At 39.1% G+C, this 14,744-nt stretch carries 13 protein-coding genes; 5 read left to right on the forward strand and 8 right to left on the reverse strand.

Annotation, left to right across the window (positions count from 1 at the left end; translation table 11 throughout):
• The first annotated feature begins 1 nt into the window (after position 1).
• Together AC0IWT_RS13780 and AC0IWT_RS13785 are read left to right on the forward strand one after the other, a co-directional pair.
• Positions 2–964 carry an AAA family ATPase gene (locus AC0IWT_RS13780; RefSeq protein ID WP_471797591.1) on the forward strand — a complete coding sequence of 321 codons (963 nt, stop codon included), beginning with the start codon at positions 2–4 and terminating at the stop codon, positions 962–964.
• 100 nt (positions 965–1,064) lie between these two features.
• Positions 1,065–1,265, forward strand: coding sequence for a hypothetical protein (locus AC0IWT_RS13785; RefSeq protein ID WP_056869699.1), 201 nt, complete (start codon positions 1,065–1,067; stop codon positions 1,263–1,265).
• Positions 1,266–1,328: 63 nt separating this feature from the next.
• On the opposite strand, the gene AC0IWT_RS13790 is transcribed toward AC0IWT_RS13785, so the two are convergent.
• The 5 genes from AC0IWT_RS13790 to msrA all read right to left on the reverse strand — a co-directional run bounded on the left by AC0IWT_RS13790 (position 1,329) and on the right by msrA (position 6,593).
• Positions 1,329–2,216 (reverse strand): glycerophosphodiester phosphodiesterase family protein, encoded by an 888-nt coding sequence (locus AC0IWT_RS13790; protein WP_471797592.1) that lies wholly within the window; start codon positions 2,214–2,216, stop codon positions 1,329–1,331.
• Positions 2,217–2,313: 97 nt separating this feature from the next.
• Positions 2,314–3,171, reverse strand: coding sequence for a nuclear transport factor 2 family protein (locus AC0IWT_RS13795; protein ID WP_056869697.1), 858 nt, complete (start codon positions 3,169–3,171; stop codon positions 2,314–2,316).
• Positions 3,172–3,249: 78 nt separating this feature from the next.
• Entirely contained in the window at positions 3,250–4,233 is a 984-nt protein-coding gene (locus AC0IWT_RS13800; protein WP_471797593.1) for a M28 family peptidase, read from the reverse strand.
• Positions 4,234–4,255: 22 nt separating this feature from the next.
• Positions 4,256–5,716, reverse strand: a complete 1,461-nt coding sequence (cysS, locus tag AC0IWT_RS13805; protein WP_471797594.1) for a cysteine--tRNA ligase — start codon at positions 5,714–5,716, stop codon at positions 4,256–4,258.
• 280 nt (positions 5,717–5,996) lie between these two features.
• A complete protein-coding gene (gene msrA, locus AC0IWT_RS13810) occupies positions 5,997–6,593 on the reverse strand; it encodes a peptide-methionine (S)-S-oxide reductase MsrA (protein ID WP_471797595.1) in 597 nt (198 codons plus the stop codon).
• Positions 6,594–6,845: 252 nt separating this feature from the next.
• Between msrA and AC0IWT_RS13815 the strand changes: the two genes are divergently transcribed.
• Entirely contained in the window at positions 6,846–7,808 is a 963-nt protein-coding gene (locus AC0IWT_RS13815) for an isopenicillin N synthase family dioxygenase (RefSeq protein ID WP_056869695.1), read from the forward strand.
• Between the two features lie 148 nt (positions 7,809–7,956).
• Positions 7,957–8,559 (forward strand): tetratricopeptide repeat protein, encoded by a 603-nt coding sequence (locus AC0IWT_RS13820; RefSeq protein WP_471797596.1) that lies wholly within the window; start codon positions 7,957–7,959, stop codon positions 8,557–8,559.
• A 40-nt stretch (positions 8,560–8,599) separates the two neighbouring features.
• Here AC0IWT_RS13820 and AC0IWT_RS13825 read toward each other — a convergent pair whose 3' ends face one another.
• The 3 genes from AC0IWT_RS13825 to AC0IWT_RS13835 all read right to left on the reverse strand — a co-directional run bounded on the left by AC0IWT_RS13825 (position 8,600) and on the right by AC0IWT_RS13835 (position 12,704).
• A complete protein-coding gene (locus AC0IWT_RS13825; protein ID WP_471797597.1) occupies positions 8,600–10,417 on the reverse strand; it encodes a serine hydrolase domain-containing protein in 1,818 nt (605 codons plus the stop codon).
• A complete protein-coding gene (locus tag AC0IWT_RS13830; RefSeq protein WP_471797598.1) occupies positions 10,404–12,035 on the reverse strand; it encodes an amidohydrolase in 1,632 nt (543 codons plus the stop codon). The genes AC0IWT_RS13825 and AC0IWT_RS13830 overlap by 14 nt, the downstream gene beginning before the upstream one ends.
• Before the next feature lie 99 nt (positions 12,036–12,134).
• Positions 12,135–12,704 carry a magnetosome magnetite crystal formation protein family gene (locus tag AC0IWT_RS13835; protein ID WP_471797599.1) on the reverse strand — a complete coding sequence of 190 codons (570 nt, stop codon included), beginning with the start codon at positions 12,702–12,704 and terminating at the stop codon, positions 12,135–12,137.
• A gap of 184 nt (positions 12,705–12,888) precedes the next feature.
• On the opposite strand from AC0IWT_RS13835, the gene mutL reads away from it, so the two are divergent.
• Positions 12,889–14,724 carry a DNA mismatch repair endonuclease MutL gene (gene mutL, locus AC0IWT_RS13840; protein WP_056869690.1) on the forward strand — a complete coding sequence of 612 codons (1,836 nt, stop codon included), beginning with the start codon at positions 12,889–12,891 and terminating at the stop codon, positions 14,722–14,724.
• Positions 14,725–14,744: the final 20 nt, after the last annotated feature.

Consider the following 14,744-nt stretch of genomic DNA (forward strand, 5'->3'; position numbering starts at 1 on the left):
AATGCAGTATAAGAACGAAGTAGAGGCTGTAAATGCCCTTCATCAATCTTTCAACAACATAAAAGCAGAAATAAGCAAAGTTGTAGTTGGGCAGGATGAAATCATAAAATCGGTATTAATTGCTATTTTCAGCAACGGACATTGCTTATTGGTTGGTGTACCAGGCTTAGCTAAAACTTTACTTGTACAAACGGTGGCTTCGGTTTTAGATCTTGATTTCAATAGAATTCAGTTTACACCCGATTTGATGCCGAGTGATATTATTGGTGCAGAGATATTGGGTGAAGACCGGCATTTTAAATTTATTAAAGGACCTGTGTTTTCAAACATTATCCTTGCTGATGAAATAAACCGTACGCCGCCAAAAACGCAGGCTGCTTTATTGGAAGCCATGCAGGAAAAGTCGGTTACCGCAGCAGGACAAACCCATGCGCTGCCAAAACCGTTCTTTGTTTTAGCAACGCAGAACCCGATAGAGCAAGAAGGTACTTACCCGCTTCCTGAGGCACAGTTAGATCGTTTCATGTTTAACATTCAGTTAAATTATCCTGCTTTTGCAGATGAGTTAACAATTGTAAAAAACACGACAAGCAACAAAAGTATTCAACTGCAAAAAATTATTCATGCAGATGATATCCAGTATTTCCAGAAACTAATCCGAGATATTCCGGTAACAGATAATGTTCTGGAATATGCAGTAAAACTTGCGGCAAAAACACGGCCGCAAAGCGAATTTGCTACCGAGGCCATTAACAAATACATCAGCTGGGGCGCCGGACCGCGAGCTTCGCAATTTCTAGTTTTGGGCGCTAAGTGTCATGCCGCAATTTCAGGCAAGTATGCACCAGATATTGAAGATGTACAAGCAGTTGCAGAGCCAATTCTGCGCCACCGTATTGTGCGTAACTATCGTGCAGAAGCCGAAGGTTTATCAATTGAAAAGATAATTAAGGATTTACTGTAAACCCTTCTTAGAAATAAAAGGCAAACCTTTATTTTCTAAACTTTGTTACTATCTTTACCACACAATTACAAAGCATAAATTTTAAATCAAAATATTCGATATGTCAGCTCACGATTCACACGCACCAGTTCAGCAAACATCAGGCATTTGGGCTTTACCATTAACCGCATGGATTATTGTATTAATTCTTTGCGTTGTATTTACCAGACCAATCTTTCATCACGAAGAGGAAGGTACAACGTCTCATGAAAAAACTGAAATGCCAGCACACGAAAAAACAGAAGCTGCTCCGCATCATTAAGAGCACCATATTTAAACAAGAAATGCGCTGGTTTACCAGCGCATTTCTTGTTTAAGGTAGTTTTTATTTAATCTGACCAATAAGGTTTGGATAATCAGTAATTACACCATCTACACCAAGGCTCATTAAATATTTAACTTCTTTTACGGAGTTGATTGTCCACGGAATAATTTTTACGCCCATTTCATGGCAACGATCTACCAAGCCTTTTCCAACCAAAACAGAGTAAGGGCTGTAAATTGTCGGCTTAAAACCAAGTTTTTCGATGTAATCCTCAAAAGGTTCCTTCTCATCAATTAATAACGAAGTCTGTATTTTAGGGTATTTCTCGTGCAAGTACTGCAGCGTTCTCATGTCGAAAGATTCGATGATAACCCTTTTCGAAATCTTTTTGGCATTTACAATATCCATTATCAAATCAACAAACTCTGCGGGCTCAGGGTGAAATACATTATCGCCATTTTTAATTGTCTTCGTTTCTATGCTATAAACAGGTTTTGGAAGCCGCTTTAATTTAACATATTCTTCAACTTCATCAATCGTTTGAGATAGTAAAGGCTTGCTAACTTTAAATTTCATTTGGCCCGGAAAGCGTGAATGGGTCTTGCTTCCCACATCGAACTTTTTGATTTCATCATAATCCATTTTATAAATGTTGAAATCCTTTTGGTTTTTTAACGTTATGGCTTTTCCGTTGGGCTGAAGCGAAATTTCATTATTAAAATATGGTTCCTGAGAAAGCACCACCTGTTTGTCTTTCGAAATTACAGCATCCATTTCCAATGTGGTAACACCCAAATCCAAAGCCTTTAACATTCCCTGAATTGTGTTCTCGGGCATAATGCCACGAGCGCCTGCCTTTCCCTGCACGTCGAACTTTCTTTTCTGGGCTGATACATTTAACAACTGAAATGTGAGGAATACAGTATATAACAGTAGTTTTTTATTCATTCAATTTATTTTAAGAGTAACGAAATTAAAGCAATTCAGGTATAAAAAAAGGGCTAACTTTTTACGGAGAGCCCTTTAAGCAAATTCACATTAAATATTATCTATCAGCAGGAACAAAGGCCTGAACAATTAAATTCCAGCTTGCATCAGCTGCTTTTTCGTATACAAAAACGTAATTAAAACTTTCTCTTAAATCAGCCTTGTAGTCAATTGTTGCAACACCATAAGTATAGGCCAAATCGCTGCCAAGTGCTTTATCAACACCTGTTGTTTTCAGGTTTATTTTTCCTATCATCCCATTAAAAAATGAAAGAATTTTTCCTTTACCTTCAATCGCGTCATTGCCCGGAAACAATAAGCGGGCGTTGTTGGTTAAGAAACCACCAAAGGCTGCAATTCCATGTGTTTTAAGAAATGTATTTAAGGTTTTCTCTGTTGTTAGAATTACATCTTTACTGGCTTTTTGCTCCTTTTCATTAAAGAACTTAGGAATAAAGCGGTCCTTTGGTTCTTCAAATCTGTTGGGCATTTTGGCAAGCGGCTTATTGCTCTCGGTTCCTAAATCTATTGCCAGTTTCCAGGTTCCGTTTTCTGCTTTCCAGATAGAAAGATACTGACCATATTTTTTTTCAGTGCCTGCAAGCTCGTACGGTCCGGTGGTGAAACCCAAATCTCCGCTGCGAGATACTTTCGCAAAATTCGGCTCCCAGGAAACTTCATTCGAGCCTTTGGTTTGCGAGGCGTAAAAAGTTTTTGCATTTACCGGATTCGGCCTGAACACAAGTGTATTGGCCGAAGAATATTCGATATAGGATTCTTTATCTCCTTTTTTTGCGATAGATTTTGCAAATTCTTTTTCTGCGTTTACCAAAGACTTTGTAGTGCCATCGCTCTTTTGTGCGAAAGCACTTAGCGCTAAAGCAACAGCAAAAGTTGTAGAGATTAATGTTTTCATTCGTTGTTCTGTTAAGGTATGGCGAATATAAAATTTTATTTTACGGCTGGTTCGAAAAGTAATTAACAATTGAACATTCTATTTTTCGCGGTAAATGGTTTCGAGTACAGTTTGGCCGGTTGCCTTTAAAGTATTCTTATCAATGTTGGCTAAATTATCGAGTTGAGTATGCCAGTTAATGTAAAAACCACTGTTATCGTTATAGTGAATAATATCGACTGATGGAACACCAGCTTTGTTCATCCAAAAATGGTCGTCAACAAGTTTCCCACTCGGAATGCGCACAAAATAAGAGGAGTAACCAATTTCATTACCAATATCCCAAACCTTATTTACAATTGCCGGGGCCAACTGCCTGGAAATTTCATCTTGTGTAAACTGAGCACTGCCACCGCCAACCATATCCAGGTTTATGCCGAACGAAGCCTTGTAGCCGGTTGCAGCAGCGTTTTTAGCCCAATATTGCGAGCCTAAGCACCAGGTAGTTTCATCGGGTGTTTCATCATTTGCCTTGCCATAATCCTCCAGGTCCCATAAAACAAAGTCGACGCCAACATCGGGTTGTTGCTGATGAATCTGGCGTGCCATTTCCAAAATTACGGCTACGCCACTTCCAGCATCATTTGCTGCATCGAAAGGCTTTGTATGATTTGCAGCGTCAGCATCCTGGTCCGAAAAAGGGCGGGCATCCCAATGTGCTGCTACTAAAATCCGGTTCTTTTTCTCCGGACTAAAACTGGCAAGGATATTTTTTAACTGGAAGCTTTTCCCATCATAAGTTGTCGTTTTGGCGCCCTGCACCTTTACTTCAGCACCAAAAGATTTCAGCTTCGAAACCAGATAGTCGGCACATTTTTGATGCGCCACTGTACCCGGAATTCTTGGACCAAAATCTACCTGTGCTTTAGTGTAAGCAAAAGCGCTGTCGGCATTAAATTCGGGCGAAACCAACTTAACTTCCTGAGGCGTAGCGTTACTTTCCTCAGCAGATTTTTTATCATTTTTACACGCCTGAAAAGTTATTAAAGCAATTACAGGCAATATTAAAAGTTTTCTATTCATTGTATTAAGCTAAAGGTGAAAGCTATACCTTACTCCAGGTTGTGCCTTCTTTGCTGTCTTTAAGTTGAATTCCTAATTCCTGCAATCCAATTCGAATCTTATCAGATGTTGCATAATCCTTATTTTCTTTGGCTTCTTTGCGCAAATCGATAACCATTTCCAAAACGCTGTTCAACTCCAGGTTGTCAGATTCCTCATCTTTTAGCCCCAGAATATCAAACACAAAATCCTGAGTCAGTTGCTTAAGCTTAGCTAACTCGACAGCAGAAATTTTGGCTTTTCCATCGTAAACAGTATTAATAATCCTAACGGCTTCGAAAAGCTCGGCAATTAAAACCGGACTGTTAAAATCATCATTCATAGCATTAATGCAGTTGGCTTTTAATGCATCGATATCAAAATCATTTTGCTCCGAAACAGTTAATTTTTCTAACAAATTAACAGCAGCCATTAAACGCTTAAATCCTTTTTCTGAGGCATCAAGTGCATCGTTAGAAAAATCAAGCGTACTCCGGTAATGTGCCTGCATCATAAAGAATTTCACCGTCATCGGACTATAGCCTTTCTTAAGCAAAGGATGGTCTCCGGTAAACAATTGCAAAGGCAGAAAACCATTGCCAGCCGATTTAGACATTCGTGTACCGTTTACGGTAAGCATGTTGGTGTGCATCCAAAAACGGGCAGGTTGGTGGTGGCTGCAAGCTTCTGATTGGGCAATTTCATTGGTATGGTGCGTTGCCGCCAAATCCATGCCGCCGCCGTGAATATCAAACTCTGCACCTAAATATTTTGCGCTCATGGCCGAACATTCAATGTGCCAGCCCGGAAAACCCATTCCCCACGGCGATTGCCATTGCATTAATGTTTCTGGCTTAGCCTTAATCCAGAGCGCAAAGTCTAACCGACCGTGTTTCTCATCCTGTCCACCCAATTCGCGGGTGTTGTTCAGCATATCTTCCAGGTTACGGTTGGTTAAAATCGTATAGTTATATTCTTTGCTATATTTTTCTACATCAAAATAAACATTACCGCCAATTTCGTAAGCATATCCGTTTTCAATGATAATTTTTATCATTTCAATTTGTTCGATAATATGCCCCGTGGCTGTGGGTTCAATACTTGGCGGCAACGTATTAAACATACGCATCACATCATGGAAACCCAGCGTATATTTCTGCACAATTTCCATCGGCTCCAACTGCTCCAGCTTTGCCCGTTTTGCAAATTTATCGTCACCCTCATCCCTATCGCCTTCCAAATGGCCGGCATCGGTAATGTTGCGAACGTACCTAACTTTGTATCCTAAATATTTCAGGTGTCTAAAAATTAAATCAAACGACATAAATGTGCGGCAATTGCCTAAATGCACATCACTGTAAACCGTTGGGCCGCAAACGTACATCCCAACATTGGGCGCATTTAATGGCTGAAAACTTTCTTTTTTACGAGAAAGTGTATTGTAAAGCTGTAAGCCGGTATTCATAGTGCAAATGTAATATTTACCATCGTAAAGTTTCAGAATTGCTAATTGTTTAAAAGCTAAATCAACACTTTGTAAACGAAAGCTTTGTTTTTTTATTTGAAAGGGTACACCTGCATTCCAATTAACGCCTGTTCCTCCTTTACATTGCAAGTCCTCGCTGCGCTCCGGGCTTTACATTACAATCAGGTTTAAAAACCAAAATCGTGCTAAAAACAAAATGCTCAAGTCAAAAATCCAACATAGATTTTCGCCTGAGCATATATATTTGTGTAATTAAAACTTACTTAAGCTTCGCCTTAAAAACTTTCTCCAACTTTTCCAGTTTCGGTAAAATTACCAATCTGCAATAAGGCGCATCGGCGTTGTTTTTGTAATAATTTTGGTGGTAGCTTTCTGCAACATAAAACGGTTCGGCCGCTTCAATGGCAGTTACAACTTTTTTGCCGTAAGCATTTGTAGCGTTTAATTCGGCTTTATATTTTAGCGCAAGCGCTTTCTGATCTGGCGTATGGTAAAAAATAACAGAACGGTATTGTGTTCCGCTATCGGCACCCTGGCGGTTTAACGTTGTCGGGTCGTGGCTTTTCCAAAAAACCTCCAGCAAATCTTTATAAGTAATCTGCATCGGGTTGTAGGTAATTTCCAAAACCTCTGCATGGCCTGTAAAACCAGTACATACTTCTTCGTAAGTTGGGTTGGCAACTTTACCGCCTTCATAGCCAGATTTTACCGAAACTACGCCTTTCAATTTTTGAAATATCGCTTCAGTACACCAAAAGCATCCCATACCAAAAGTCGCCTTCTCCGTTTTTTTTCCTTGCGCATTGGCCTGGTTTATGGCCAGCACAGCTAATAAGATTAAAATTATTCGTTTCATGTTTTTGTGTGTTGATTTTTTTGCAAGCTGAAATGTACTGCTTTATCATACTATATTACGAAATAAAGTTTTTTAAAGTTTCCATCCTTTTAATAATGGATTTTACATGACAATCATAAAACAGCTGTGATGCAATGGTGATGTGAATAACTTAGTATCTTGATAATTAAATTTTTAAACAGCAAAATATTACTCCTTAAGCACTTATTAACAATTCTTTTTTAAATTCGTACAACATTAAATAATAAAAATATGTCTACACCTTATATTCCATGTTTAGATTTAGGTTCGTATATCAACGGAACTGAAGAAGAGCGCAAAAAGTTTTCTGATGAGCTTGGCAGAGCTTTTAACGATTCGGGCTTCGTTACCATAACCAACCATGGTTTAAGTCAGGAATTAATTGATAAACTTTATGAAAATATCAAAGCTGCCTTCTCGCTGCCTGTAGAAACAAAAAGAAAATACGAAAAACCCGAGTTGGCAGGTCAGCGTGGTTACACAAGCGCAGGTAAAGAAACTGCAAAAGGCGCTAAAACACCAGATTTAAAAGAGTTTTGGCAAATTGGACAGGAAGTTACAGACGGCGACCCCGTAAAAAATGAATACCCGGATAACGAGGTTTTGGAAGAGTTGCCCGAATTTAATAAAGTAACCGGTGCCATTTATAAAAAGCTTGAAGAGAATGGCACACACCTTTTGCGTGCGATTGCAACCTATTTAGAATTACCAATAAACTATTTCGACAAACACGTTCATAATGGAAATTCTATTTTGAGGGGCATACATTACTTCCCTATCGAAAACCCGGAAACCATCCCTGATGATGCGGTACGGGCCGGAGCGCATGAAGACATTAACTTAATAACCTTGCTAATTGGTGCAAGTGCCGACGGACTAGAGGTTTTGACACGCAGTAATGAATGGCTCCCAATTAAAGCGCACCACACAGATATCGTTGTAAATGTTGGTGATATGTTGCAGCGTTTAACAAACAATAAGCTTAAATCGACTACGCACAGAGTGGTTAATCCGCCCCGCGAATTGATGAAAACTTCGCGTTTTTCGGTGCCTTTTTTCCTGCATCCCCGCAGCGATATGGATTTGACAAGTTTGCCATCAACAATCGATGCCGAACACCCAAAAGCCTATAGCGATATGACAGCTGGCGAATATCTCGACGAAAGATTGAGAGAAATCGGATTGAAGAAATAGCTGCAAGTAAAATATCCTTGTTAAAATCCATATTCAAGAATAGTATAGAATCAAAAAGCATCGGTAAAAAGCCGATGCTTTTTGATTAATTTGCATTGATTAAGCAATTACTTTCAAGCTTTTATATCAAACTAAAATAAACACTTTCATGAAAAAAATTTTTCTAATCACGCTCCTATTTTCGGTCTGTATCGTTTCCGTTTTTGCCCAGAACCAAAGCATAAAAGATCTGTACTGGGATTATACTGTTATAAGAACCACTGAAACCGAAAAACCAAAGGCAATTGAAATTGCCTTGTCGCTGATGAAACGTTCTTCAGAATTAAATGCAAAACAAGTGGCGAATGTAACATATCACCTGGGCCGCCTTTATGAGGAAACTAACCAAATGAACCTGGCCATTCCTTACTATGAAAAAAGTATTCAGTTAACCCCGGGTTATTATGTGCCTTATCTGGCTTTAGGAAATCATTATTTTAAAGATTGCCAGGCAATGGTTAAAAAGCTAAACGAGGTTGCAGATGCAAAGAGTGTCGCAATGCATGGTAAAATGACAGAGGATTACAATAAATTTTCGTCAAAAACGGCTGCATATCTTGAAAAAGCTTATGCCTGCGACCCAGATGATTCTACAAAGAAAATGATAAGTTATCTGTATCAATCCTCAAAAAACAACGACGCCGAAAAAACCTTTGATGTCAGGATAAAAAAGCTCGCAGAAAATTGCGTTACCTTATTAGATGATGAGTAAAATTAACCTGGAAGGTTTTCAAACCTTCCAGGCTTAAAAATTATTTTTTTGATTCGTCTATCGCCTTGTTTACAACATCCTGAATTCTTCCTCTAATCTTTAAGTTTGATAGTTTATCGCTAACCGTTGGGTTTACGCGGTTCGATAGAAAAACGTAAACCAATCCACGTGATGGATCAACCCAAATACAGGTTCCAGTATAGCCGGTATGTCCGTATGTTTGAGGTGAAGCTAAATCTGAAGGGTAATGTTTTGTCGTATCCGGATCCCAGCGATCGAAACCTAAACCACGGCGACTAACAGCCGATTGTTTAGAAGTAAACATATCAACGGTTGCCGGCTTAAAATACACTTCGCCGCCATAAGTACCGCGATTTAACAACATTTGATAAATGATGGCCAAATCGTTTGCACTCGCAAATAAACCTGCGTGGCCGGAAACACCGCCCGCAAGCGCTGCACCCTGATCATGTACATAACCAACAAGTAAAGTTTTCCTGAAAAATTTATCATCCTCTGTCGGAATAATTTGATCTGCTTTAAATCTGTTTCTAGGCAAAAAACCGGCAGTTTGCATGCCTAATGGCTTATAGAAATTTTCGTATGCATATTGGTTTAGCGGCTCTTCGCTAATGTGCTCAACAATATCTTTCATTACATACATGCTAATGTCGCTGTAAACATATTGCCCGCGGGTCCTTATCGGCGAGTTTAACATTTTGGGCCACATAAAATCTTTAAAGAAGCCTTTTTTGATGTAGTAATTATCGGCAACTTTTGTTGGGTAAGCCGCAGATGAATCTCTGCTGTAATCACCGGTTTTCACATAATCGTGAAAAGGAATGTATGGAATGAACCCAGCCTGGTGCAACATCACCTCACGAACCTGGATATTGTTCATGGGCGAAGTTCTTGCCTTCGGGATATAGGCACCTATGTTGGTATCTAATTTCAACTTATCTTCTTCGAAAAGGCGCATTACTGAGGGCGTTGTTGCAGTTACTTTAGTAACGGAAGCCAAATCAAAAATATCAGTTACTTTATCTGGCAAGTTAGAATCGTAGGTGTGTTTGCCGTAAGCCTTGTTAAAGATAACTTTTCCATCTTTCGCGACCAGCACCACCAAACCAGGCGTAGCTCGTTGATTAATTGCCTGAGCAGCAATCGCATCTATATCTTTAAAACTGTTCGAGTTTAAACCGGCATCTTCCGGCACGGTATATTTTAATCGCGTAGTGGTAGTGGTAAAGCCCGAGCCAGCAGTGTATTTTGCCGAAAAGGCTGTTGTTAACTTATTGGTTGCCGCAATACCTCCGAAAATATATTGAGGAACAATCGCCGCAGCATCAGCAGAATTCTGACCCGTCCAGATGACTGGTGTTTTTACATTATCCAAGCCTTTTAAGCCGGTACCATTTCCGAAATATGAAATTATTACCGTTTTACTTTTACTGATGCTATTTATAAAACTTACATACTTTGCCTTATTAATATTTTGATCATCAATAGAAATTAGAATGGTGTTGAAGTATTTTAAATCGTCTTCAAGGTCGTTCAGGTTAACACTATCTTTAAAAGAATCGGCAGAGAAAGAAGTTATCTTATCATATTTATTGGCAAGACTGTCAAAAACCGAGCTGTATGCAAAACTTAAACTAACTGATGCAATATTTTTTTTCGCGAGCGATTTTAATGGAACAATTGTTTCCTGATTGTTCAACAACACCGTTGATTTAGATATACTGTTAGCAACAGAAAGCTTTTTCTCGTTGGCTGTATGCTCTTGTGCGCAAGCCATTAAACATAAAACATTAAAGAAACTAGCCGCTGCCAGAATAATTAATCTACTTCGCTTCATATACTTTTTCTCCGTTCAAATAGGTTTTTAATACTTTGGTTTTTAATATGTTTTGTGGTGATGTTTTCAACAAATCTGTATCTAAGATCACAAAATCTGCCATTTTACCTTTTTCAAGACTGCCTTTTTCCTGTTCTTCAAAGTTTGCCTTAGCGGCCCAAATGGTCATTCCCTTTATCGCTTCTTCTGGTGTTAACGCATTTTCTATTTGAAAACCCCCTTTCGGGAAACCTTTGGCATCTTCACGCACCGTTGCAGCATAAAACGTTAATATTGGATTTATGTTTTCAACAGGAAAATCTGTACCTAATGGAATCCAGCCGTTTTGTTTCAACAATTGTTTGTAGGCGTAGGCATCTTTAAGCCGTTGTGCACCCAATCTCTGTCCAGCCCAATACATATCAGAGGTGGCATGCGTTGGCTGCACCGAAGGAATTATGCTGGCTTTGCCAAATAAATCGAAATCGTCGGAGTTAACTACCTGAGCATGCTCAATCCGCCAGCGCTTATCGTTTTTACCTTTTAAAACTTTGTTGTAAATTTTTAGCATCACGCGGTTTGCAGAGTCGCCAATTGCATGGGTACACATTTGAAAATTATGTTCGGCAATTTTTGCGGCAACTTCCTCATAATGCTTAATATCACTCAACAAGAAACCCGATTTCTCCGGCATATCGGTGTAGGGTTTCAACAAACAAGCACCCCTTGAACCCAGCGCACCATCAGCATAAACTTTGAAAGCCCTAACATTCAGTCGGTCGGTTTTTATGGCGCCACGTTTAAATAAATAATCGTAGTTGGGTTCTGCATCAGAAAGCATTACGTACAAACGCATTTTAAGCTTATTTTCTTTTTGCAATTTCTCAATAAAATCTACTGCTTCAAAGCCCAGGCCGCAATCATCAATAGTTGTTAAACCGGCAGCAAAACAATTTCGCTGGGCATCGGTTAAAATTTTCTCTGCAAGCTTCGCATCAGGCGAAGGGATTTTACTTTCTACCAATCCAACGGCGTTATCAATCAACACGCCTGTAAGCTTACCGTTTTTCGTAAGCATATCTCCTCCGGTTAATTTCTGCTCGCCTTTAATTCCGGCATCATCTAACGCTTTTTGGTTTGCAATAGCGGCATGGCCATCAATACGATTTAAAAAAACAGGCCGGTTTGGGAAAAGTTTAGTAAGTTTTTCATTGGTCGGAAAAGCTTTATCAGCCCAATCATTTTGGTCCCAACCGTTGCCAATTAGCCAGCCATCAGGATGTGTTTCGGCAAAAGCTGTTAATCGCTTGATTACTTCTTCCCATGATTTTGTTTCCCGCAGGTCTGCCGTTTGCAAACTTTGTCCGTAGCCAAAAAAATGGGCATGTGCATCTATAAAGCCGGGATAAACCGCCTTGCCGGCTGCATCAATTTCTTCTGATGAACTGTATTTACTTCTAATTTCCCTGGTTTTCCCAACCGCTAAAATTTTACCGTCTTTAACAGCAAATGCTTCAGCAATATCAAAGTTTTGGTCGACTGTGTAAACCTTGGCGTTATAAACAATTACATCGGCCTTTTCTTTTCCGCAAGATGAAAGAAAAAGCGCAAGAATTATTGCATAAATAAATGATTTCATAACGCTAAAGATAGATAATTGAAATCATATCACTTTGTAATTTGAGTTTTACAAAGGCGTTTTAAAAGCCGCCAGTTCTTTAAAAATCAAAGGCATATTTTATGGTTTTGCCTTAAGGAATGGAATGGCTGGTTGATAAAATAAGTTTCGATTGCCTGCAGCAAGGAAAATGTTAATGATAATCAATAGAAAATTAATAACGTATAATGCGATTAACATTATCAAAACAGTTTCTGGCGGCCCAAAACTTCCAATATGAAACATTTTTTGAGCAATTAGCAAGCCATACACTGCTACCAAAGCAATGCACCAGGTCATCTGAAAGTTCAAAAGTCTTTTACCGTCGGCTTCTGTAGATTTCTCTCTCTTCAAAACCCAAATAATCAATGGAACAACAATTCCTAACAAAGGGAAAAAGATAAAACTCAATGCCGATAAATTCAAAACCGGCAGAAGGTATTTGTCTCGCTCGATAGTTTCCACAATCAAATCATTCGGTTTTAAATTAAATACTCCGGTAATTCTAATTAAAGTATCTCCTCTGGTTTCGGTTTCATCCAATTCAACCCGCTGAATAGTTCTTAAGCTTAAGCCGGCCCTCCTGGCCAATTCCTCCTGACTTAAGCCATGCTGATTTCGAAGTTCTTTTAGCTTATCTGAAAGTTTCATATTTATTGAAGCGTTTAAACAAATGTAAGTTTATAGTTCAAATTTGAGTAAGACTTGTTTACGTCATCTTTGCGACAGGCAGTTTTATGCATTTAACGACAGTCATTTAGGTGTTGAGTTTTAAACAAAAGGCATTCCTTAAGCTTATTTTGCATAATTTAGCGAATTCACATTGCCTTATTACATGACTGATATTATTCACCTCTTGCCCGATGCTGTTGCCAATCAAATTGCTGCCGGAGAAGTCGTTCAACGACCTGCTTCTGCCGTAAAAGAATTGCTCGAAAATTCTATTGATGCTGGTGCAAATAAAATTCAGCTCGTGATAAAGGATGCGGGTAAGGCTTTGATTCAGATTATTGATAATGGCTGTGGCATGAGCGTTACCGATGCCAGAATGTGCTTTGAGCGCCATGCAACATCAAAAGTTAAAAAGGCCGAAGATTTATTTGCCATTCGTACAATGGGTTTCCGTGGCGAGGCCATGGCGTCAATTGCAGCAATTTCGCAAGTTGAAATGAAAACCCGCAGGCACGAGGATGAAGTTGGTACCTGCATAAGTATAGAAGGTGCTGTGGTTACTGCCCAGGAACCCGTTGCAACTTCCCCGGGAACACAAATTTCGATTAAGAATTTATTTTTTAATACGCCTGCAAGGAGAAACTTTTTGAAAAGTAATCCTGTTGAAATGCGTCATATAATCGATGAATTTACAAGAGTTGCCCTGGCCCACCCTGCCGTTTTTTTTAGCTTACACCATGATGGAACCGAGATTTTTAACTTACCAAAAGGAAATTTAAAGCAACGGATTGTTCATATTTTTGGGAACAACTATAACGAGCGTTTAGTTCCTGTAGAAGAAGATACAACGATTATTAACCTGAAAGGCTATATTGGAAAGCCAGCCTTTGCTAAAAAAACAAGGGGCGAACAGTTTTTTTTCGTTAATAACCGTTTCATAAAAGATCCGTACTTAAACCATGCGGTAAGTTCGGCTTTTGATGATTTGCTGCCCGACGACAGCTATCCGCTTTACGTATTATTTATAGAAATTGACCCGGCAAAAATTGATGTCAATGTTCATCCAACGAAAACGGAAATTAAATACCTGGATGAAAAATCCATTTACGCAATCTTAAAATCTGCCGTAAAGCGTTCAATCGGAAGGTATAACATTTCCCCAACCTTAGATTTTGACCAGGAAACAGGTTTTAGCAATATGATTTCGCCCAAAGCGGTAGAAGACATTGTGCCGCCAACCATCAATTTTAACCCTGATTTTAATCCTTTTGCAACCGAAACCAGTTCCGTTTCGGGATACGCTTCTTCCCCACGAAATTATGAAGCCAAACCAAGTGCAAAAAACTGGGGTTCGCTTTATGAAATCACTCAGGAACCAGTTATTGAACAGGCCTCTTTTTATGCTGATGAAACGATACTTGAAACCAAGCAAAAGCAATACATGCAATTGCATAACCGATACATTGTTTCACAAATAAAATCGGGTTTAATGGTTATCGACCAGCAAATGGCACATGAGCGCATACTTTACGAACGGTTTCTAATTCATCTCGATGATAGAAAAGGTGCATCGCAACAGAGTTTGTTTCCGCAAACGATTACCTTAAATGCTAACGATTTCGAATTGGCCAAGAGCTTGCTCGACGACATTAAGAGCTTAGGATTCGACGTTCGGGAATTTGGTAAAAATACTTTAGTTGTTGAAGGAATTCCGGTAGATTTAGGAAGCGCAAACATTAACGAAACACAATTGTTTGAACAGCTTATTGAAGGTTTTAAAAACACCCAACAAGATTTAAAATTAACAAAACGCGACAGTTTAGCAAGAAGTTTAGCCAAAAACAGCGCCATTAAAGCTGGTACAAATTTAGGTCAGGAAGAAATGAACACATTAATTGATGAACTTTTCGCCTGCAAAACGCCTAACTTTAGCGTAAGTGGGAAACCCATTATCCAAACAATTACCTTAGGTGAGCTGGATAAGAAATTTGAAAAATAACGCAGCCGAGAGCGGGCGTT

The organism is Pedobacter sp. AC464, assembly GCF_979253075.1.

Excerpts from the sequence above, each read along its gene's own strand:
- AC0IWT_RS13780 (WP_471797591.1), top strand. The coding sequence starts at position 2 with ATGCAGTATAAGAACGAAGTAGAGGCTGTAAATGCCCTTCATCAATCT.
- AC0IWT_RS13785 (WP_056869699.1), top strand. The coding sequence starts at position 1,065 with ATGTCAGCTCACGATTCACACGCACCAGTTCAGCAAACATCAGGCATT.
- AC0IWT_RS13790 (WP_471797592.1), bottom strand. The coding sequence starts at position 2,216 with ATGAATAAAAAACTACTGTTATATACTGTATTCCTCACATTTCAGTTG.
- AC0IWT_RS13795 (WP_056869697.1), bottom strand. The coding sequence starts at position 3,171 with ATGAAAACATTAATCTCTACAACTTTTGCTGTTGCTTTAGCGCTAAGT.
- AC0IWT_RS13800 (WP_471797593.1), bottom strand. The coding sequence starts at position 4,233 with ATGAATAGAAAACTTTTAATATTGCCTGTAATTGCTTTAATAACTTTT.
- cysS (WP_471797594.1), bottom strand. The coding sequence starts at position 5,716 with ATGAATACCGGCTTACAGCTTTACAATACACTTTCTCGTAAAAAAGAA.
- msrA (WP_471797595.1), bottom strand. The coding sequence starts at position 6,593 with ATGAAACGAATAATTTTAATCTTATTAGCTGTGCTGGCCATAAACCAG.
- AC0IWT_RS13815 (WP_056869695.1), top strand. The coding sequence starts at position 6,846 with ATGTCTACACCTTATATTCCATGTTTAGATTTAGGTTCGTATATCAAC.
- AC0IWT_RS13820 (WP_471797596.1), top strand. The coding sequence starts at position 7,957 with ATGAAAAAAATTTTTCTAATCACGCTCCTATTTTCGGTCTGTATCGTT.
- AC0IWT_RS13825 (WP_471797597.1), bottom strand. The coding sequence starts at position 10,417 with ATGAAGCGAAGTAGATTAATTATTCTGGCAGCGGCTAGTTTCTTTAAT.
- AC0IWT_RS13830 (WP_471797598.1), bottom strand. The coding sequence starts at position 12,035 with ATGAAATCATTTATTTATGCAATAATTCTTGCGCTTTTTCTTTCATCT.
- AC0IWT_RS13835 (WP_471797599.1), bottom strand. The coding sequence starts at position 12,704 with ATGAAACTTTCAGATAAGCTAAAAGAACTTCGAAATCAGCATGGCTTA.
- mutL (WP_056869690.1), top strand. The coding sequence starts at position 12,889 with ATGACTGATATTATTCACCTCTTGCCCGATGCTGTTGCCAATCAAATT.